This is a genomic window from Bradyrhizobium centrosematis, from assembly GCF_045571495.1.
Lineage (GTDB): Bacteria > Pseudomonadota > Alphaproteobacteria > Rhizobiales > Xanthobacteraceae > Bradyrhizobium > Bradyrhizobium centrosematis.
Genome location: NZ_CP120703.1, coordinates 3,866,659 through 3,887,031 on the forward strand (window position 1 = coordinate 3,866,659; position 20,373 = coordinate 3,887,031).

Genomic DNA, 20,373 nt, shown 5'->3' on the forward strand with positions numbered 1-20,373 from the left:
AGTGCGTCAGAACCCCGCGACGCTGCCGTGCAGGTCGTACGCATCGGCGCGCTCGATCTTGGCCGTGACGATCTCGCCGACGCGCAAGGGGCGGCGGCTCGACAGATACACTGCGCCGTCGATCTCCGGCGCATCGGCCTTGGAGCGGCCCTTGGCGACGGTCGGACCGATCTCGTCGATGATGATCTGCTGGCGCGTGCCGACCTTGCGCTTCAGGCGACGCGTGGAGATCTTCTGCTGGCGGGCCATCAGCGCGTTGTAGCGCTCCTGCTTGATCTCTTCGGGGACGGGATTTGCGATCGCGTTCGAGGTGGCGCCGGCGACCGGCTCGTATTTGAAGCAGCCGACGCGGTCGATCTCCGCCTCGTCTAGCCAGTCGAGCAGATAGGCGAAATCGGCATCGGTCTCGCCGGGGAAGCCGACGATGAAGGTCGAGCGCAAGGCGAGGTCGGGGCAGTCCTCGCGCCAGCGCTTGATCCGCGCCAGCGTCTTGTCCTGCGCGGCGGGACGCTTCATCGCCTTCAGCACCTCGGGGCTCGCATGCTGGAACGGGATGTCGAGATAGGGCAGCACCTTGCCCTCGTTCATCAGCGCGATGACCTCGTCGACATGCGGGTAGGGGTAGACATATTGCAGCCGGACCCAGGCTCCCAACTCGCCGAGCTCGCGCGCGAGGTCGAGGAATTTGGCGCGGACCTGGCGATCCTTCCACGGGCTCTCGGCATATTTGAGATCGACGCCATAGGCCGAGGTGTCCTGCGAGATCACCAGGAGCTCCTTGACGCCGGCGCCGACCAGGCGCTCGGCCTCGCGCAGCACGTCATTGGCCGGGCGCGAGACCAGGTCGCCGCGCAGCTTCGGAATGATGCAGAAGGTGCAGCGGTTGTTGCAGCCCTCGGAGATCTTCAAATAGGCGTAGTGCCGCGGCGTCAGCTTGATGCCCTGCGGCGGCACCAGGTCGAGATGCGGATTGTGCGCCGGCGGCAGCGCGCGATGCACGGCGTCGAGCACGCTCTCATATTGCTGCGGGCCGGTGATGGAGAGCACGCCGGGATAGGCCTGCTCGATCTGTTCGGGCTCCGCGCCCATGCAACCGGTCACGATCACCTTGCCGTTCTCGGCCATGGCCTCGCCGATCGCTGACAGCGATTCCTGCTTGGCGCTGTCGAGGAAGCCGCAGGTGTTGACGATGACGATGTCCGCCCCGTCATGCTTGCGGGCGAGCTCGTAGCCCTCGGCGCGCAGGCGCGTGATGATGCGCTCGGAATCCACCAATGCCTTGGGACACCCGAGCGACACGAAGCTGACCTTGGGCGCAGCCGTCTGATCCATATCTGAACTGCCTGATTGACCGGCCTGAGCTAGTCCCAATTGCCCATAATTACAACCCTTTGCAGGGCGTTCGGCCGTGCTATGGATGAATCACCTGCCGTGAGTGAGCCATGAGCGCCGAACAGTCGCCCAAAATCGTGATCGTCGACGAAAGCCCGATCCGGGCCGCGATCCTGGAGGAGGGATTGCGCGAGGCCGGGTTCACGCAGGTCGTCCATATCCGCGAGATGCAGAGCCTGCTTGCCCGTATTTATGCGGTGGACCCCGACATCATCCTGATCGACCTGGAGAACCCCAGCCGCGACGTGCTCGAGGCGATGTTCCAGGTCAGCCGCGCCGTGAAGCGGCCGATTGCGATGTTCGTGGACCAGAGCGATTCCGCTTCGATCCAGGCCTCGGTCGAGGCGGGGGTGTCAGCCTATATCGTCGACGGCCTGAAGAAGGAGCGCATCAAGCCGATCCTCGACCTCTGCGTGTCCCGCTTCAACGCCTTCGCCAAGCTCCAGGAGGAACTCGAGCGGACCAAGTCGCAGCTCGAGGACCGCAAGGTCATCGAGCGGGCCAAGGGCATCCTGATGAAGGTCAAGGGCCTGACCGAGGACGAGGCCTATGTGCTGCTGCGCTCTACCGCGATGCGCGAGAAGAAGAAAATCGGCGAGATCGCGCAGTCGATCATCACCGCGTCGGAGATGCTGAAATGACCGCCACCCTTCGCATCGGGTTCATTCCGCTGGTCGATGCCGCCGCGCTGATCGTCGCCGTCGACAAGGGATTTACCGCCGCCGAAGGGCTCGATGTCGAGCTCGTGCGCGAGGTCTCCTGGTCCAACGTTCGCGACAAGCTCAATATCGGCCTGTTCGACGCCGCGCATCTGCTTGCGCCGGTGGCGATCGCGTCCTCGCTCGGGCTCGGTCACGTCAAGGTGCCGATCGCCGCGCCCTTCAATCTCGGCATCAACGGCAATGCCATCACGGTCTCGCCGGCGCTTCACGCCGCGCTGATGGAGGCGATCGACGGCGACCGCTTCGATCCGATGGCGACGGCGAAAGCGCTGGCGAAGGTCGTTGCCATCAGGCGCAAGGCAGGGGCCGAGCCGCTGACCTTCGGCATGACGTTCCCGTTCTCGACCCACAATTACCAATTGCGGTTCTGGATGGCGGCGGCCGGCGTCGATCCCGACGAGGACGTGCGCCTCGTGGTGCTGCCGCCGCCTTATATGGTCGACAGCCTCAAGAACGGCCATGTCGATGCGTTCTGCGTCGGCGCGCCCTGGAACTCGCTCGCGGTCGATCTCGGCATCGGTCACATCCTGCACTTCGTCTCCGACATCCTGGTCCGTGCGGCGGAGAAGGTGCTGGCGGTCCGCCAGACCTGGGCCGACAAGAACCCTGATGTGGTCGCAGCCCTGGTGCGGGCAGCCGTGAAGGCCGCCGAGTTCATCGAGCATCCCGAGAACCGGACCGAGGCGGCGCAAATCCTGGCGCAGCCGGAACGGATCGGCGTCCACGCCGAGGTCATCCAGCGCACCCTGACGGGGCGCCTGAAGATCTCGCCCGATGGCACCTTCCGCGAAAGCGGCCGCTACCTGCTGGTCGGACGCGAAGGGGCAGGGCGGCCCGATCCGGTCCAGGCCGCCTGGCTCTATGCGCAGATGGTGCGCTGGGGGCAGACGGCGCTCACCCCGGATGGCGTCAAGACGGCGATCGCGGTGTTCAGGCCCGATCTTTACGACGCGGCGCTCGGCAACAGGGCGCCCGAGCAAGCTCCTGCAGCGTTCGGGGCCTTCGCCGGCCCGGTGTTCGATCCCGACAACATCCGGGGGCATCTCGAGGCCTTCGAGGTCGGGCGCTGGAAGGCCTGATTCGGCCTTGCATCATTTTTGAGCAAACGCGTTCGTCGGCTAAAATTTGAGCGTCCTGCTCGAATTTCGTGAGCCGCGGGTCGTCCGGGATGTTCCGGGCAGGTCCTTAATTATCTGAAATCCCTGCAATTCCTCTTTAGTGAAAGCTGGCACGCAACTTGAATGTTGCACTGCGGCCAGCTTGTCACAGGTGACTGCTGAGCCAAGTCCCGCAGCAACGAAGCTGATCGGACCGTTGGGTAATGAGGCCGGCTCGTGAGCCAGCCAAGTTCCTCGCGGGTCGCACCAATTCCGTCGATGCCACCCATTCGTGGCCGCAGGAGCTTCGTTACCGACAATGAAAATCGATACGGTCTCAGTCGACTTTACCGACGAGCAGAAGCGCTATCTCGAAGGCTTCACGACCGGCCTGCAAATCAGCCGCGTCGGTCGCGGCCTTGGCGGCGGCGGCAAGGCCAATGCCGAGCCTGTTGGTCCCGATGCCGTGCACATCAAGGCGCAGGACAAGGTGATCGCGTCGGGCAAGAAGCTCGCCGACCAGGAGAAGTTCAAGCGCGACGAGCATCCCTTCGATGCCTATCCGCGACTGCGCCAGCAGGCGCGCGACAACACCCCGCCAAGCCCTGCGGACAATTTCCGCTGGCGCTATTACGGCATCTTCTACGTCGCACCGACGCAGGATTCCTACATGTGCCGCCTGCGCATCCCGAACGGCATCATGAAGCACTGGCAGCTGTCCGGTCTTGCCGATCTCGCCGACGAGCTCTGCGGCCCCTACAGCCACGTCACGACGCGCGCCAATCTGCAGCTGCGCGAGATCCCGCCGAAGCATGCGGTGAAGCTGCTCGAGGGCATCCAGGAGCTCGGCCTGTGCTCGCGCGGCTCCGGCGCCGACAACATCCGCAACGTCACGGGGACGCCGACGGCCGGCATCGATCCGCAGGAAATCATCGACACGCGGCCCTACGCGCGCGAGTGGCACTACCACATCCTCAACGACCGCTCGCTCTACGGCCTGCCGCGCAAGTTCAACGTCGCCTTCGACGGCGCGGGGAAGGTCGCGGTGCTGGAAGAGACCAACGACATCGCCTTCACCGCCTATGAGGTGAAGGACGGGTTCGGGGTCGAGCCCGGGGTCTGGTTCCGCCTCGGCCTCGGCGGCATCACCGGCCACAAGGATTTTGCAAAATACTCCGGCATCATCATCAAGCCGGAGCAGGCGACCGCCGTTGCCGACGCCATCGTGCGGGTGTTCATCGACCATGGCGACCGCACCAACCGCAACAAGGCGCGGCTGAAATACGTGCTCGACGCCATGGGCCATGACGGCTTCCTTAAGCTGGTCGAGGAACGGCTGAAGGCGCCGTTCACGCGCGTGCCGGAGGAGGCGTTTTCCCCGCGGCCCGCGGCGGACCGCATGGCCCATGTCGGCGTGCACAAGCAGAAGCAGGACGGCCTCAACTGGATCGGCGTAGCGCTGACGCTCGGCAAGCTCGGCTCGGATCAGATGCGGGGCCTTGCCAAGGTTTCGCGTGACCTCGGCGACGGCGAGATCCGCCTCACGGTCTGGCAGAACCTGCTGATCTCGGGCGTGCGCGACGAGAATGTCGAACTCGCCATTGCCGCGATCAAGCAGATCGGGCTCGCGGTCGAGGCCTCGCACATCCGCGCAGGCCTGATCGCCTGCACCGGCAATGCCGGCTGCCGCTTCGCGGCCGCCAATACCAAGCGCCACGCCGCCGAGATCGGCGACTGGTGCGAGCCGCGCGTTGCGGTGGACAAGCCGGTCAACATCCACGTCACCGGCTGTCACCATTCCTGCGCGCAACACTACATCAGCGACATCGGCCTGATCGGGGCCCGCGTGCCTGTGGGCGAGGAGGACACGGTCGAGGGCTATCACCTCTTCACCGGGGGTGGGTTCGGTCCCGACGCGGATGTCGGGCAGGAGGTCTATCACGACCTCAGGGCCGAGGACGCGCCGAAGACGGTCGAAAAACTGCTGAAGGCCTACATCGCCCATCGGTCGTCGCACGACGAAACCTTCCTCTCCTTTGCGCGCCGCCACGACGGTGAAACGCTGCGCAAGCTTGCAGATGCCGAGGTGTCCTCATGAACCAGATCACCCCTCCGCCCAGGCTCGACATCATTCCCGCCAGCGCACCGTTCTCCGATGCGCAGCGCTCCTGGCTGAACGGCTTCTTTGCCGGGCTGCTGTCGCCCGACGTCGCCGCGCCGCTGTCGGCGGAGCAGGGCGCCGCCGTCATGCAAGGCGCCGCCGGCGACGGTGACGACGGCGAAGCCCCCTGGCATGACCAGACCATGCCGATCGCCGAGCGGATGAAGCTCGCCGAGGGGCGCCCCGTCCGCCGCAAGATGATGGCTGCGATGGCGCAGCAGGATTGCGGCCAGTGCGGCTACAATTGCCACGACTATTCGGAGGCGATCGCCAGCCGCAGCGAAGCGCGGCTCAACCTCTGCGTCCCCGGTGGCAAGGAAACCGCGCGGATGCTGAAGTCGCTCTATGAGGAGCTGGACAAGGCGCCGGCCGCCAAAGCGCCCGACAAGGCGGATGCGGTGGCCGCGCCCGCCGTGACGGTGACGATCGCAGAGCCGGGCCGCTCGCGCGACAATCCCGCCTTGGCGACCTTCCTGTCGCGCCGCCTCCTCAACAAGGGGAAGTCGGAGAAGGAGACCTATCACGTCGAGTTCGATCTCTCCGAGAGCAAGCTCGACTACGTGGTCGGTGACTCCTTCGGCGTGTTCGCGCGTAACGATGTCGGCCTCGTCGACCAGATCATCGCGCTGCTCGGCGCCTCCCACACCACTGAGGTCAGCGGCAAGACGCTGCGCGAGGTGCTGATCGACGATGTCTCGCTGTCGCCGGCGCCGGATTCGCTGTTCGAGCTGATCTCCTTCATCACCGGCGGCGCGCAGCGCGAGAAGGCGCGGGCGCTGGCGCAGGGCGAGGATCCCGATGGCGATGGCGCCACCCTCGACGTGATGGCGGCGCTGCAGAAGTTTTCGGGCACGCGGCCGCATCCGGAAGCGTTCGTGGAGGCGCTGGAGCCGCTGCAGCCGCGGCTCTATTCGATCTCGTCCTCGCACAATGCGACGCCGGGGAAATTGTCGCTGACCGTTGATTCCGTGCGCTACGTGATCGGCAAGCGCAAGCGGCTCGGCGTCGCCTCGACCTTCCTCGGCGAGCGCATCAACGAGGGCGAGAAGCTCAAGGTCTACGTGCAGAAGGCGCACAATTTCGGCCTGCCGCAGGATCCGAAGACGCCGATCATCATGGTCGGCCCCGGTACTGGCATCGCGCCGTTCCGCGCCTTCCTGCTCGATCGCAAGGCCACCGGCGCGCCCGGCAAGAACTGGCTGTTCTTCGGCCACCAGCGCAGCGATTGCGATTTCTTCTACCAGGACGAACTCAATGCGATGAAGACCTCAGGCCAATTGACGCGGCTGTCGCTGGCCTGGTCGCGTGACGGCGAGAAGAAGTTTTACGTGCAGGACCGCATGCGCGAGGTCGGTCGCGAATTATGGACCTGGCTCGCCGAGGGCGCACATTTCTACATCTGCGGCGATGCTAAGCGCATGGCCAAGGACGTCGAGCGCGCGCTGGTCGATATCGTTGCGCAGTTCGGCGCCCGTTCGACGGACGAGGCCGTCAGCTTTGTCGCCGAACTCAAGAAGACCGGCCGCTTCCAGGCGGACGTCTATTGACGATTGTCACTCCACTGTCATCCGAGCCGGTTCCAACTGGCTCGGATTTGAACGAATAAGATTCTCGGAACCCGCCCTTGCGAAGAATTTGAACCTGCGATCGGGGCTCGAAAGAGAACCCCCATCGCTATTTGCTCCACCATCTTGCCTCCCGCCCTGGTTGATCCCTCATAATCCCGCAAATGGGGCGTTGGAGATCGACCATGCGCGAACTATCGGCGGAAGCCAGACTGCACTTCTACGCGCGTTCGCTCTCGCGGCAGCCCCGGGCGAGCATGCATCACTTCGCGCTGTACAGCGCGTTTGCGGTCATCGCGGCGATCGTGTTCGGCACGCTGTCGGTGCATCCCTTCTAAGTTGTCGTTCCGGGGCGGCGAAGCCGAACCCGGAACCTCGAGATTCCGGGTCTGATGCTTCGCATCATTCCGGAATGACAGACGGCCTCACGCCCCCCGCTTGAACGGCGCGACCTCGATCCCTGCTTCCTTCAACGCCTGACGCAAGGTCCGTGCGATCTCGACGGCGCCGTGCGTATCGCCATGGATGCACACCGTGTCCGTGCGCATCTTGATGACCTTGCCGGTCACCGAGACCACTGCGCCGTCCTGCACCATGCGCACCACCCGGTCGGCGATCGCCTTGGCATCGTGCAGCACCGCGCCGGGCTTCTTGCGCGAGACGAGATTGCCGTCGTCCTCATAGGCGCGGTCGGCGAACACCTCGTGCACCATCGGCAGGTTGGCCTCTTCGCCTGCTTTCACCAATTTGGAATTGGCGAGCACGACGAAGATCAGGCTGGGATCGACCGCCTTGATGCCGGCGGCGATGGCCTTCGCCGTCATGTCGTCCTCGCAGGCGACGTTGGAGAGCGCGCCATGCGCCTTCACATGCGTGACCTTGTGGCCGGCGGCCGTCGCAATCGCCTGAAGCGCGCCGATCTGGTAGGCGACGAGGTTCTCGATCTCGGAGGCCTTCAGCCCCGCGATCGGATGCCGGCCGAAGCCGTGCAGGTCACGATAGCCGGGATGGGCGCCGACCGAGACGCCGCGCGCCTTCGCCAGCTCGACGGTTCGCCGCATGATGTCGGGGTCGCCAGCATGGAAGCCGCAGGCGACGTTGACCGAGCTTGCCAGCTCGATCATCGCGGCATCGTTGCCCATCTCCCACGCGCCGAAACCTTCGCCGAGGTCGCAGTTCAGATCGATCGTCTTCATGGGGTGCTCTCCGCCTCTGGTCTAGTTGTTGCCTTAAGGCTCCGCGGTGACGTGCCAGGTGCCGGCATCGACCGCGTTCACCGCATGGCCGGCAACGTTGGCATCGCTGAGGGCCTCGATGTTCAGTGCGACGGTGTCAGAGGACCGCAGGCGATCGGGCAGGCTGCGGATCGCTTGCGCGAACTTCCTCGCCTCGTCCTGTGCCTCGGCCATGCTGACCGCCTTGAAGCGAAACGCCGTTCCCGCCGAGGTCTGGGCGAGGCGACCGATGTCGGCCGTGATCACGGTTGCGATCTTCGGATAACCGCCGGACGTGCCACGGTCCATCATCAGTGCGATCGGCGCGCCGTTGCCCGGCACCTGGATGCTGCCATTGACGGTGCCGTCGGAGACGATGTTGTGGCCGTAGAGATGCTTGATGGCGGGACCTTCGAGCCGGTAGCCCATGCGGTCGGAGGTCGCGGAAATCTTCCACTCGCTGTTCAGGAACAGCGCCTTGTTGGCCTCGTCGAACTCGTCGTCCTGCGGCCCCAGCAAGACCCGAATGGGACCGCTCACGGGCTTCGGCAATTCGATGCGCATCTCGCTCGCGCCGCTTGCGGCGTCGACAGTGAATTCGTCTCCGGCCTGGAGCGGGCGCGGGTAGGGGCTGCCGAGACCTGCGCGTGCATTCACCGCGAGACTGCCGAACACCAGCTCGCCGGTGATGGCGCCCTCGATCGCGAGATAGGTGAAGGCGCCGCCGCGGGCAAAGCCCAGCGTCAGCGTCTCGCCGTCCTTCAGCGTCACCGAGCTGTCCATGGCGACCGGTTGTCCGGCGACGTCCGCGTTGCGCGGCGCGCCTGAAATCGCCACACGCACGGCACCGTCACGGGCAGTGAAGGCGGCTCCGAACGGGCCGATCTCGACGGCGGCTGCGAACGGCGCGTTGCCGACCAGCGTGTTCGCCGCGGCCAGCGACAGGCGGTCCATCGCACCGCTCACCGTCAGGCCATAGCGCTGCGCGCCGTGGCGGCCGCCGTCCTGGACAGAGCTTGCCGGGCCGATGCTGGCGACGACGAGCCGGCTCATGCGGCCACCTGCTCGGCGACGAGCTCGCCGGCTTCGGCGGCGCGGTCCAGCTCCTCGAAGGTCTTGTGGTCGATGGCGAAAAACGTCACGCGATCGCCGGGCTCGGTCAGGAAGGTCGGATTGCGGTGGAGCTGATAGGTCCGCACCGGCGTGCGGCCGAGCAGATGCCAGCCGCTGGGGGCGGCGAGGCACTGGATCCCGGCCTGGATGCCGCCGATCGAGATCGTGCCCGCAGGCGTCAGCAGCCGCGGATTTTGCCGGCGCGACATGTGCAGGGATTTGTCGAGACCGCTGAGATAGGACCACCCCGGCGTGAACCCGATCATGGCCACCTTGTAGTCGCCGCCGGCATGGCGGGCGACGATGTCGTCCGGCGTTGTGTTCAGCGCCTTGGCGACATCCTGGAGGTCGATGCCGTGCTCGCCGCCATAGGCGACGGGAATGCGCCAGCGGCGCGCCTTCGTCACCGGCGGCGGCGGCTGGATCGCGATCGGCAGCAGCTTTTCGCCGAGTGCATCGAAGCCGATTGTGCCGGGGTCGTAATGCACCAGCAGCGAGCGATAAGTCGGCACGGTCTCGGTGATGCCGTCGATCGGGTTTGCGGCTAGTGCCTTGTCGAGCGCCAGCACGCGCTGGTTGGCGGCGTCGTCGATGGTGCGGCTGAACTCGACCGTGACGGCGCTATCGCCACTGGGCAGAAGGCGGGGCGGAGGAAGCGTCGCGGCCATGAGCTGTCGAAATCGGGCTTCTCGGGAAATGCGCGGGCTCGACCTTGAGTTCCGCTGTCTCCCTGCTTCGCGTAAATGCGTCCGCAAGTCCAATAAATTAATGCAAGGGGACGTGATAAAGCCTTGTTATCGCATCGCATAACAGCCCGGCGGACCTGCGTTATTGCTGGCCTTTTGCCCTTGACGCAAAGGCTGCGGCTCGCAAGATGCGCGCGTTCCTTCCCGCTTATCCGGAGCTCGTTCTCGTCCATGTCGCTGTCCCCCGAAGCCCGCAAGACCCTCGCCGGCATCACCACCGCCACCATCACCACGGTCCTGCTGAAGAAGGGCCTGCGCAATGTGTGGATGCGCGGCGCGCGGCCGTTGCGGCCCGGGCTGCCGCGCCTGGTTGGACCGGCCTTCACGCTGCGCTTCGTGCCGGCGCGTGAGGATCTGGCGACGCCGGAATCCTGGTCCTCGCCGATCTCGACCCGCACCGCGATCGAGGCGATGCCGGAAGGCTGCATCGCCGTGGTCGACGCCATGGGCATTACCGATGCCGGCATCTTCGGCGACATTCTCTGCGCCCGCATGGTGAAGCGCGGCGTCACCGCGCTCGTCACCGACGGCGTCGTCCGCGACGTCGAGGGCGTGCTCGGCACCAATCTTCCGGTGTGGTGCGATGGCTATGCCGCGCCGCCCTCGGTCGCGGGCCTGACCTTCGTCGGCTGGGGCGAACCGATCGGCTGCGGCGGCGTTGCGGTGTTCCCGAACGACATCGTAGTCGCCGACCAGGACGGCTGCGTCTTGATCCCGCAGGCGATGCTCGACCACGTGCTGGCCGAGGGCGTCGAGCAGGAGCGCATGGAAGCCTGGATCGTGGGCGAGGTGAACAACGGCGCCGCGCTGCCGGGCCTCTATCCCATGAACGCCGAAACCAAGGCGCGCTATGCCGCCAGCAAGAAGTAACGGACAAAGGAAACGAGGTATCGCATGGACATCACGCTCGCCGGCACGCGGCCGACCCGCCGCGCCCCGAAGGAACACTTCACCGGCACCGTGTTGCAGGACCCCATCAACACGGCTCCGGCACCTGCAAGGCTGAACGTCTCGCGCGTCGCATTCGAGCCGGGTGCGCGCACCAACTGGCACCACCATCCGCTCGGCCAGACGCTCTACGTGATCTCGGGCGTCGGCCGCGTTCAGACCAAGGGTGGGCCGGTCAAGGAAATCCGCCCCGGAGACACCGTCTGGATTCCGCCGGGTGAAGTGCACTGGCACGGCGCATCGCCAACCAACGCCATGTGCCACATCGCCATGCAGGAAGCGCTCGACGGCGTCTACTCGACCTGGCTGGAGCCGGTCACGGACGCGGAGTACGGCGCGCCGCTCGGCTAATTCGCGTAGCCCGGACAAGGCGCATCGCCGGTGGCGATGCGTCGCCGAGACGGCCGAAGCCGTCACCGCGGCGCTTGTCGATGCGATCTGAGCATGCGGTCCGGCGGTGCCGTCTCACAGCCAGGCCGAGGCGTGAACCTGCTCGTTCGCGCCATCACTTTGTTGCCGCAGCGCGATCGATCACGCGCGCCAGCGCGACGGCGGAGTCGGTGTCGACGAGGGGAGCTTTGCCGACCGTCGTTCGCAATGCGAAGGCCTCTGACGCAAACAGCTTGTCGGGATCCTCCGGGGCATCCTTGATGAGCAGGCGGATTTGCATGCCTTTCAGGACGTCTGTCACGCCCGGCTTGATGATCGTCTTGTCGTTGGGATCGGGCAGAAGGGCCTTCTCCCAGCCGCGGTGAGCATTTCTTGGGGTGACGCGCTCCACCAGCTTGTCGTAGCTGGTCTGGTAGGCGCCGATCGCCACGAGACGGTCGTTCTCGGCAAGTTCGGGCGAGGTAATCACCTCGGCACGCAGCGTCAGCATCTGCTCATCCGCGTGCTCCAACTCCCGCTTCATGATGCTGCTTGCGACATCCTGCCAGCGTCGATGAAATCCGAGCTGCGTGAGAGGATTGATCGTGTCCGGCCCGTCGGGCAGCAGGCTGGCCGTGAACTCGATGGCCAGCAGGCAATAATCCAGTCCCGACACCCGCTGGCCGTCCAGCAGCAATCGGTCGTCGGTCACCACCAGCCGCTTGGCCACCGTTTCCTCGAGGTCGGAACCCGCAACCAGCAGATAGCCGCTGCGGCCAAGCGCATTGCCGTCGGCATAGGAGAACAGCGGCGTGACGATGTTGAGTCCGAACAGGCCAGCGACCCGGTCGTAGATCTTTTCAGCCACACGCAGTCCGTCGGAGACACCCGGCGCGAGCCCAGTCTGCGTGGTGAGATCGGCGGCCAATTGGAGAACCTGCTGGGCGACGTCGTGGAACGGAAGACGAAAGAGCCCGACGAACAGAGACAGATTGTCCTGCTTCATCGGCGCGCGCCGGACCGCGTAGATATTCTTGAAGTCGACATAGCCCGGAGCGGCACCGGCTCCTTTCAGCTGAGCGGCGATCTCGTCGTTGCTCAAGATCGTGGGCCGGCGCTGCCGCCCGTCGCCGAAGCTGAACTCCGTGAGCACGACGCCAAGCGGGAGGAACGAGCTGAAGAACTTGCCGCCCTCGCGCAAGCCCATCTCGACCATGCGCACGCCGAAATAGCTCGCTTCGGGCACGAAGGCCTGGCCCGCCGTCGCCGCATTGCCGCCGGTCGAAGCGACATAGCCGACATAAGGGCGCCGCAGCTCGCGGCTCGCCCAGTGCTCGACGACGTTCTTCAGTGTAGCCCAGACTGTCATGACGTTCTCCGCCCCGAGCTGCTTACTGGCGGCGTGCCGCCCAATCGGTCGACTGTGCCAGCAGGATCGGTGAGAGCCAGATCGGGCTTTCATCGTCGTATTTCAGGCTTTCCCAGGATGCGCGACACGCTTTGCGGAACGCCAGGCATACGGACCGCGTCTTGTAGAGTTCGTCATAGAATTCCCTCGCGAACTGCGGCGCGCGTTCGTCCTCAACGTTCCATCGGAAGCCCAGCGCATAGGGGATCCCGTTCATCACCAGTTGCTGTACGCAGCCCTTCGAGATGCCACGGCAGGCCGAGAGGTAAACCAGCGTCGTCGCCGACAGGCCGTCCGATGCCGCAACCCTGTCGAGTTTCAGGCCGACCGCTTGCTCCGGTCGCATTCCCGGCAGGATGAGGGTCGCGGTTTTCTGGCCGTCGCTCCAGGCGTGCCCGGCATAGTGGAGAATGGTCGGCCGAAACGCGTCGAGCTGCTTCAGCAGATAGGGGGCGGCCTCGCCCGGAGGGGCGTCCGACAGGTTGACGATCCTCAGATCGAAATGGCCCTCGGCGCCCAGCGTCTTCACGTAATCCAGCTCGATATCGATATTGCCGAGCTTGTCGAACTTCTTGCCGTCGCAGATCGCGCTGTCGAGCTTCAGGTCGGGATGTTCGCCGATCTGAGAGCGCACGAACATCAGTTTCGCGCCCGGTCTGATCCGCGCCCGCTCACTGGCCCTTCCACGGACGAAGGACGGAATGCGCCGGACAATCGGCGCATAGAGCAGCACGAACGGCCCATTTTCCTCCGAGAGATAACGCACGCTCGCCTCGAAGGGCACCGAATAGAAGCCGGCATCGCTAATGACGAACCGGAACGACAGTCCCACAAGTCCGCCGGCTGACTTCTCGATCTGCGAGAAAAAATGCTCGCCGATCGCCTTGACGACGAAGCTCTTGAACAGGCGTGTTCCGACATCCCGCGTCTGGCCGAGCCAATTGGTCGGCGGCATCTCATCGCGCGCATAGGCTTGAGCAGCGGATTTGAGGTCATCGAGATCGCTGATGGTGTTCCAGCGAAGCATCGGGGAACCGTCTTCACCCGTTCCGAGCCGGCATTCCACCTTGGCGCTTTGGATTTCGATCTCGATCACGCGAAACGCGCCCGGAATGGCGTCCGTCTCGTCGGGACGACCGGTGAGCGTCGCAATGAACGGCCGCAAGATCCGATGCCGGTGCAGCTGCAGCACGTCCATCGGCAGGATCAACGCATTGCCGACTGCTCTGCAATCTTCGTCGAGGTCCACGCAGGTCCCGAACGAGGGGGCCATGACCAGCACGGACGTGTGTGGGTCCTGAGCCAGCACGGTGTTGAGAACGCGCTTCGCGCCATACGTCGTGCGTGAATCGTAGGCGGTGTTCGGGTCGGTCGGCAACCGGGCATCGAGCACGAGCAATTCGGTTTCATTCGCGACGAGCCACTCGCTCGTCTGGTCCGGGGTCACCAGAGGCTTGTCATACAAGTCCTCCACGGCCACTCCGGCCGCGAGCAGATGCGTCCGCAGCGTTTCGAACATGCTTGGCTCGGCGGTGGCGATGGCGATCTTCGCTGTCATACTGGGGTCTCCTGCGCGCACAATGGCAGGTCGAACGCAAAGCCGGCGCCGTCCAAATCGGTCAGAGTGCCGTCGTGCTGCTCGGCAGCCTTGCGGATTGCTTCGACCGCGATGCTGGCCATCTCCCGTGCCCGGTGCTGGCTCTGCTCGATCGGATCCGCCGCCGCGGCCAGCGTGTCGGCGATGGTCGCGGGCAGGCGCATGGACACCGAGAGGTGATGCGGCGGCCGTTCCGCGATGGTCACGGTCAACTTGTCGCTTGGCGTGATGCGCAACAACAGCAGGGAGCTGAGGGCGGAGCGAAACGCAAAGCTCAATCGCTTCGTCCAACCATTGACCAGCAAGGGGCGGCGGGTGGCAATCTCGTCGATGAGGTGGATTGCGTCGCGATCTTCGATCGGAAGGCTCTCGATCTCATGGTGGAGCACATCCAGAACGTCGAATTGCTCGGGAGCCTCCTGCGGCGTTTGCTGCACAGTGAGACGCTCGGACAGGCGCTCGAACGTGAGATCGGCGCGGAGCAGGTGATTGGCGGCCTGCTCGAGCAGATCGGTGCATTTTCTCGTCAGCTCCGGGTTGTTCAAGAGCGAGGAGGCGGCCCGCAGCAAGCCATCGGCCATCAGCAACGGAGCGCGCGTCTCGCGCGCGACGGCCGTGACGGTCTCCTCCAGAAAGCCCCAGTCGCTCTCCCGGCTTTGATCGGCAAGGCTGGTGAAAAGCCAGAGCTGATGACCATAATCGTCGTTCAGCGGCTCACGATTTGCCAGAACCGTCAGCTCGGTGCGCGGTGCATCGCCGATCGACAAATGGAGGCGAAGACGGTGCTGGATTCCGGATTCCGACAGTTGTCTCAAATCCTCGTCCCGGGCGCCAAATGACGAGAGCCTCTTGTCGCGCGCCTGGCCGAACATGCTCGTCGCTGCACCGTTCATGTGGCAGATCGTCCCGACGGCGTCGACGATGACGGCCGCCTGCTCGATCCTGTTCATGAGCGCGTGCTCGATCGCTTCGTGCCAGCGCGCCGCAAAGATCTGTTCGCAATCGGCGGCGAGGCCACTTGCCGCGTCGCGATCGGGTCCACGGAACGCGTTCAGCTCCGACGATTCCATGTCCAGGATCAGTTCGATCTTGCCGTTCACGAACAGGGGCACCGTCATGGCCGACTGTTGATCGGGTGCGGTCTTGATGAAGCCGTAATTGCTCTCGGTATCACTGACATCGGGAACGACGAGGATGTCCCGTGCGGCCAGGCAGCTGCCGAGCATGCCGCTGGACAGCTCCTGGGTGTATTCGGCCTTGCGGTCGGCTGCTTTCACAAGCAGGTTGCGGCCGTTCTTGACGTGCTCGGCGACCAGTACGAACTTGCCGCGCAGACGATCGACCCGGAACACGCCGACATATTCCCAGCCCAGGCATTTCGTGGCGCCCGTGGCGAGCAGCTCGGCGATAGCGCGCGCACTCGGAGCCTTGTTCAGATCATCCTTGAGTTTGCGCAAGGCGCGCGCCTGAGCCTGTTCCATCGCGGCGTCTGCGGCCTGCAATATCTCCTCGACGCCGAGATTTTGCAGCGTGCGCAGATCCGCGCCCGTGTATTTTTGCGTGCGGGACAGCAGAGCCAGCGAGCTTCCAAACTGGCCCCCCGCCTTGCGGATAGGCAATACGAGCATCGACTCGAACTTGTCGGCGATGATGGCCTTGCTGACCGGGTTGTCCTTTTCCTCGGGATTGCGGCTCTCGACGAATGCGGCCAGATTGTTGTCCCACGTCTTGCCCTGCTCGAGCCATTCGATCACGACCGGCGGCACCTTGAACCAACGCGTGCTCCAGTCCCAGTCGGGTTTTGGAAAGATCGTGAGCGCGCGCCAATAGTCGTTGAGGTCGTTGTAAACCCCGAACATGCTCATTTCGAACGGGATGACCTTGCCGATCGCCTGAAGCGTCGCTTCGATGATCTCTTGCGGATCGTCGTGCTCGGCGAGAATCGTCTTGAGCTCCTGGCGCGCGCGATCTTCGGCAAGAGGAGCGAACAGCACCAATAACCCCGCCGAGCTGTTCGTCGCTTCCATGTAGGGCGTTCCGCTCACCCTTGCCAGAATGGAGCGCCCGTCTTTTGGGCGCAGCCGGACGAAGCTGGAGAAGCCCGTTTGCCTGGTGATCCATTCGGCGAACAGGTTTGTCGCTCCCTCGTCGTCGGGTCCGAAGACCTCGGAGAGCGGCATCTCCTTGAGCTCTGATTCCGAGAATCCCAGAACCTGCGCCGCGCGCTCGTTCGCGAACCGGATCTTGCCGGTCAGGTCGGTTCGGAGCACGCCATCCTGCAGGGCATCGAGGCGGCTCTGCTCGGCGCTCTGGTCGAGAAGCAGTGCATAATTGCCCGGCTTGCCATCTTCGTCGCGCAGTGGGCCAATCTCGACCCTGACCTGACGAACCGTTTCGTTGGTCTGGATGTCTGCCCGCAAGCTCGTGTTGTGATTTGCCCGGAGCGCCATCCACACATCGGCTGCGCGGGATCCAAACAGACCGGAGAAGGGAGCGCCGCGCCGGCCGGGAATGAGCTTGTCGAATGCCGCGTTCGAATAGACGATGCGGCCATCATGCGCCAGCTCGACGAAGGGGATCTCGCTGTAATGCGCGGCTTCATCGAGCGCGTCATACCGATCCGACAGGACGTTCAGCACGGTGTTTTGCGATTGCAGGATCTTGCCGACGGTCCTGGCGTCGAAGCCGAATTCCGAAACGAGCATCCGCGCTTGCTCTGTAATCAGCGGCTGCAGCGCGGTCGTCAGGCTTGTCTGCCGGCTTCGGAGTGCGCCGATGACGTGGCGCCGTATGCGTTCTTCCGACATCAGCGAGCCGGGGCCCCAGTCACCTGAGACTAGCGATGGCGTCGCACGGAGTTCCTCCATAACAACCTCGCTCGCTTACGCAACGACCGTCGCCGAAAGGATGTCTGGGAAATGACTCGTTTCGGTCTACTCGTCTCGGCGAAACGGTGCCGACTGCGTCGTATAAAGGTGGCAAATAATCTGGCGATCAATCCAGACTAGAAGCAACATCCGCGGGCGGAGTATGAAGTGGTTCACAGTGGGGCGCTTGAATCGCGCGCGCAGCGACTGCCATTTCGGCAGTCGCGTCGTCGATGGCGGGTTGTGCCGCGAAAACGTCAGCTGAGCTGCGCCATGTTGGCCTAAGGTGCAGCCGCTCAGTTCAAGCGTGTCCAGGTCTGGCCGCCGCAGAACATGCCGCCGAAGGCGCAGCCCTGCACGCGCAGACGGTCCGTGCCTTTCATCGCGATCGTCGAATCGTAGGTCGAGCCGGAGTTCGGATCGAGGATTCGGCCGGACCACTTCTGGTCCTTGCCCGGCTTCATGTTGATCAAGACCTGCTCGCCGTTCTGGTTCGATTTGCTGTCTACCGAATAGCCGCACAGATTGGCGCCGCATTGCTCGATACGGACCTTGCCTTCCTTCTCCTCGGTGAGCCAGACGCCGAGCGGTGAGTTGAGATCGCGCGTGGGCGCGGCTGCCGGGGCCGGTGAGGCGACGGCGGCGGCCTGAGCGGGGGCAGGCGGTGCGGGTGGCGGAGACGGGGCCGCAACCGGGGGTGCCGCAGCAACCGTCGCGGCCGGCGGCGCAGCGGGCGCCGCCTGCTGCTCGATCGGCGCAGCTGCCGCGGGGGGCGCAGGTGGTGGCAAAACGGCGGTTGCGGCCGGTGCGTTGCTGGCGCTCGCAGGCGGCGCCGGAGGAGATGCTGCTGCGGCAGCGGCCGCAGGCGCCTGCACGGCGGCGGGTGGCGTGGTGGCCTGGGTAGGGGCCGACGCAGCCGGCGTTTGCGGTTCGATCGTGGCTTGCTGCGGCGGCTGCTGGCTCGGAGATGTCTCGTTCTTCTTGGCCTTCTTGGGCTTGGCCTGGCCGGTGTTGTCGTACACGCCGGGGATCTGCACCGTGCCGCGGTCCGGGTCGATGCGGATGGTGCGCCCGCCATATTCGAAAGTGTACTGCGCTTGCGCAGCCGTGCTCGCCAAAAGGAATGCGGCCGTGGCCAACAGCTTCCTCATTTCCATCTCCTGAACAGGTGGTCCCCGGACCGACGCTTACGCACCAGTTTGAATGCAGAAAGTGATCTAGATCACTGTCTCGGTATGAGTCGTCGTCCCGCTGTCCCGGGTTCAAAAGGCCGGGGACCGGTCCAAAGTTGGGCCAGAGCGGGCGACAGGAGGACGCGGCCTGGAGCGCCATTCCAGCCGATCGGAACGGAATTCCAGCGTCTGGACGTCTTGGGAGCAGGCGCCAGTGCGGCGCGAAAACGCTTCTAAAGCAGGGTGAGCTTCGGTTGAAATCGATGTGCGCTCAGGGCTCGATTCACCTCTCCCGCAGGGAGAGGTCGGAGCGCATCGAAGAGGCGGTCCGGGTGAGGGGATCTGGTCTCGCTGAGTGCCGAAGCCCCTCACCCGGATTGCGCTGGACGATCCTTCGCATCGCCAGGGCAATCCGACCTCTTCCCGTCGGGGAGAGGTGGATCATCGACAGTCCACAGAATCTAATTTGATCATCCTCTAGTCGAACCAGGCGGCGTAGATCTTCCGGTAGCTGCCGTCTTCCATGGAAATGTGCAGCCATTGGTCGACGAAGGCCTTCAGTGCCACGTCGCGCTGGAGCCAATAGGCCTTCTCGGAGAAGTCGAACGGCTTTTCCGGATGCACAGCGCAGAGCACGCCGGCGTGCTGCTTCTGCTGGTAGCGCGTCTCGGAGGCGTCCGTCATCATCAGATCAGCATTGCCCTTGGCGATCTCGTCGAAGATCACGGTGTTGTCGGCGAACACGGTGATCTCGGCGTCCTTGATGTTGGCACGCGCGAAGCGCTCGTTGGTGCCGCCGGGATTGACGATCACGCGGGTGCCCTTCTTGTCGATGTCGGCGATGCTCTGGTACTTGCCGACATCCGCGCAGCGGGCGATCGGCGTCTTGCCTTCGCGCATGATCGGCATCGAGAAGAAGCCCTTCTTCTGCCGGTCCAGCGTGACCGAGACGCCGCCCATGGCGATGTCGAACTGGTCGGCCTCGAAATCCTTCATCAGCTTCGGCCAGGCCGTGGGGATGAACTCGACCTTGACCCCGAGCGCCTTGCCGAGCGCTTCCGCCATGTCGACATCGAAGCCGCTGAATGTCTGCGTCGCCTTGTCCAGATAGGTGAAGGGCTTGTAATCGCCTGTCATCCCGACGCGCAGGGTGCCGCGCTTGACGATCTCGTCGAGCCGCGAGGGCCCCTGCTGCGCGTAGGCCGAAAGGTTTGCCAGCAGCGCCACGGCCAAAGTGGCCAGGATCCGAACAGCCATTCGAACGATCATCTCTTCTCCACCCCTGCGCGAGCTGTCATTGTGCAGCTCTTCGGACGTGGATTTAGACCAGATGCCCGTCGTTGGCGAGGCGGAATTGAATGGACTCTCGACGTGACGATCTCGATGTACGAGGCCTCGGTAGGCCTCTTCGTGCCGTACTTGCGTAATCTGTCGGTCCTTCTCGACAAGGGCGTCGCTTATGCCGAGGTCCGCAAGTTCAATCCTGCGGTCCTGCTCGGAATGCGCCTCGCGCCGAACATGTATGACCTGGCGCAGCAGGTCGGCGAGGCCTGTCGGCATGCCGTGGTCGCCCCGGCCTTGCTGGCGGAGTGCGAGCCGGTGGCGCTGCCGGCGCTGGAGCACGACATGGCCGGGCTCCAGGCGCGCATCGCGACCTCGATCGAGTTCATCGAAAGCCTGCCGCGTGCGGATATCGACGCGGCGGCGGAGCGCAATGTCTTCTTCAAGCTGAAGAACGGGACCGAGCTGCCCTTCACCGGGCGGACGCTACTGCTGACGTTCAGCGTCCCGCAGTTCTTCTTTCACGTCACGACGTCCTACGACCTGTTGCGGCACGCAGGCGTCGAGCTGGTGAAGAAGGATTATCTGGGAAGAAAATAGGAGCTCGCCGTTTACCTCTCCCCAACGGGGAGAGGTCGGATTGCCCTGGCGATGCGAAGCATCGTCCAGCGCAATCCGGGTGAGGGGCCGCAACGCACAGTAAGACCTTAGCCCCTCACCC

General features: G+C 64.5%; 17 protein-coding genes. 8 read left to right on the forward strand and 9 right to left on the reverse strand.

Features of this window, described 5'->3' with window-relative positions; genetic code table 11:
• Positions 1–6 precede the first annotated feature (6 nt).
• Positions 7–1,332: a 30S ribosomal protein S12 methylthiotransferase RimO gene (gene rimO / locus P6U31_RS18625; protein WP_407183105.1), complete on the reverse strand. Its 1,326-nt coding sequence runs from the start codon at positions 1,330–1,332 to the stop codon at positions 7–9.
• Positions 1,333–1,442: 110 nt separating this feature from the next.
• Here rimO and P6U31_RS18630 point away from each other — a divergent pair, with 110 nt between their 5' ends.
• The 5 genes from P6U31_RS18630 to P6U31_RS18650 all read left to right on the forward strand — a co-directional run bounded on the left by P6U31_RS18630 (position 1,443) and on the right by P6U31_RS18650 (position 7,275).
• Positions 1,443–2,033 carry an ANTAR domain-containing response regulator gene (locus tag P6U31_RS18630; protein ID WP_407183106.1) on the forward strand — a complete coding sequence of 197 codons (591 nt, stop codon included), beginning with the start codon at positions 1,443–1,445 and terminating at the stop codon, positions 2,031–2,033.
• A complete protein-coding gene (locus P6U31_RS18635) occupies positions 2,030–3,193 on the forward strand; it encodes a CmpA/NrtA family ABC transporter substrate-binding protein (RefSeq protein WP_407183107.1) in 1,164 nt (387 codons plus the stop codon). Before P6U31_RS18630 ends, P6U31_RS18635 begins: the two co-directional genes overlap by 4 nt.
• 337 nt (positions 3,194–3,530) lie before the next feature.
• Positions 3,531–5,309 (forward strand): NirA family protein, encoded by a 1,779-nt coding sequence (locus tag P6U31_RS18640; RefSeq protein WP_407183108.1) that lies wholly within the window; start codon positions 3,531–3,533, stop codon positions 5,307–5,309.
• The gene (locus P6U31_RS18645) at positions 5,306–6,919 is read left to right on the forward strand and encodes a sulfite reductase subunit alpha (RefSeq protein WP_407183109.1); all 1,614 of its coding nucleotides are present in this window, start codon (positions 5,306–5,308) and stop codon (positions 6,917–6,919) included. Before P6U31_RS18640 ends, P6U31_RS18645 begins: the two co-directional genes overlap by 4 nt.
• 203 nt (positions 6,920–7,122) lie before the next feature.
• The gene (locus P6U31_RS18650) at positions 7,123–7,275 is read left to right on the forward strand and encodes a hypothetical protein (RefSeq protein WP_407183110.1); all 153 of its coding nucleotides are present in this window, start codon (positions 7,123–7,125) and stop codon (positions 7,273–7,275) included.
• Between the two features lie 87 nt (positions 7,276–7,362).
• On the opposite strand, the gene P6U31_RS18655 is transcribed toward P6U31_RS18650, so the two are convergent.
• From P6U31_RS18655 to pxpB, 3 genes are read right to left on the reverse strand one after another with little or no spacing between them, the layout of a single operon-like run.
• Positions 7,363–8,133 (reverse strand): LamB/YcsF family protein, encoded by a 771-nt coding sequence (locus P6U31_RS18655; protein WP_407183111.1) that lies wholly within the window; start codon positions 8,131–8,133, stop codon positions 7,363–7,365.
• 33 nt (positions 8,134–8,166) lie between these two features.
• Entirely contained in the window at positions 8,167–9,204 is a 1,038-nt protein-coding gene (locus P6U31_RS18660) for a biotin-dependent carboxyltransferase family protein (RefSeq protein WP_407183112.1), read from the reverse strand.
• Positions 9,201–9,932, reverse strand: coding sequence for a 5-oxoprolinase subunit PxpB (pxpB, locus tag P6U31_RS18665; protein WP_407183113.1), 732 nt, complete (start codon positions 9,930–9,932; stop codon positions 9,201–9,203). The genes P6U31_RS18660 and pxpB overlap by 4 nt, the downstream gene beginning before the upstream one ends.
• A gap of 249 nt (positions 9,933–10,181) precedes the next feature.
• On the opposite strand from pxpB, the gene P6U31_RS18670 reads away from it, so the two are divergent.
• Both P6U31_RS18670 and P6U31_RS18675 read left to right on the forward strand, forming a co-directional pair.
• A complete protein-coding gene (locus tag P6U31_RS18670) occupies positions 10,182–10,880 on the forward strand; it encodes a ribonuclease activity regulator RraA (RefSeq protein WP_128925718.1) in 699 nt (232 codons plus the stop codon).
• Positions 10,881–10,904: 24 nt separating this feature from the next.
• Positions 10,905–11,309: a cupin domain-containing protein gene (locus P6U31_RS18675; RefSeq protein WP_407183114.1), complete on the forward strand. Its 405-nt coding sequence runs from the start codon at positions 10,905–10,907 to the stop codon at positions 11,307–11,309.
• A gap of 154 nt (positions 11,310–11,463) precedes the next feature.
• On the opposite strand, the gene P6U31_RS18680 is transcribed toward P6U31_RS18675, so the two are convergent.
• From P6U31_RS18680 to P6U31_RS18700, 5 genes are all read right to left on the reverse strand, one after another.
• Positions 11,464–12,696 carry a hypothetical protein gene (locus P6U31_RS18680; protein WP_407183115.1) on the reverse strand — a complete coding sequence of 411 codons (1,233 nt, stop codon included), beginning with the start codon at positions 12,694–12,696 and terminating at the stop codon, positions 11,464–11,466.
• A gap of 22 nt (positions 12,697–12,718) precedes the next feature.
• The gene (locus P6U31_RS18685) at positions 12,719–14,293 is read right to left on the reverse strand and encodes a CHAT domain-containing protein (protein WP_407183116.1); all 1,575 of its coding nucleotides are present in this window, start codon (positions 14,291–14,293) and stop codon (positions 12,719–12,721) included.
• Complete coding sequence (locus P6U31_RS18690) at positions 14,290–17,139, reverse strand: PAS domain-containing protein (RefSeq protein ID WP_407183117.1); 2,850 nt, start codon at positions 17,137–17,139, stop codon at positions 14,290–14,292. Before P6U31_RS18690 ends, P6U31_RS18685 begins: the two co-directional genes overlap by 4 nt.
• 356 nt (positions 17,140–17,495) lie before the next feature.
• On the reverse strand, positions 17,496–18,350 hold the full coding sequence (locus P6U31_RS18695; protein WP_407183118.1) for a DUF2147 domain-containing protein: 855 nt from the start codon (positions 18,348–18,350) through the stop codon (positions 17,496–17,498).
• A gap of 498 nt (positions 18,351–18,848) precedes the next feature.
• The gene (locus P6U31_RS18700) at positions 18,849–19,628 is read right to left on the reverse strand and encodes a transporter substrate-binding domain-containing protein (protein ID WP_407183119.1); all 780 of its coding nucleotides are present in this window, start codon (positions 19,626–19,628) and stop codon (positions 18,849–18,851) included.
• A gap of 126 nt (positions 19,629–19,754) precedes the next feature.
• Here P6U31_RS18700 and P6U31_RS18705 point away from each other — a divergent pair, with 126 nt between their 5' ends.
• Complete coding sequence (locus P6U31_RS18705; RefSeq protein ID WP_407189881.1) at positions 19,755–20,252, forward strand: DUF1993 family protein; 498 nt, start codon at positions 19,755–19,757, stop codon at positions 20,250–20,252.
• The last annotated feature ends 121 nt before the right edge of the window (positions 20,253–20,373 follow it).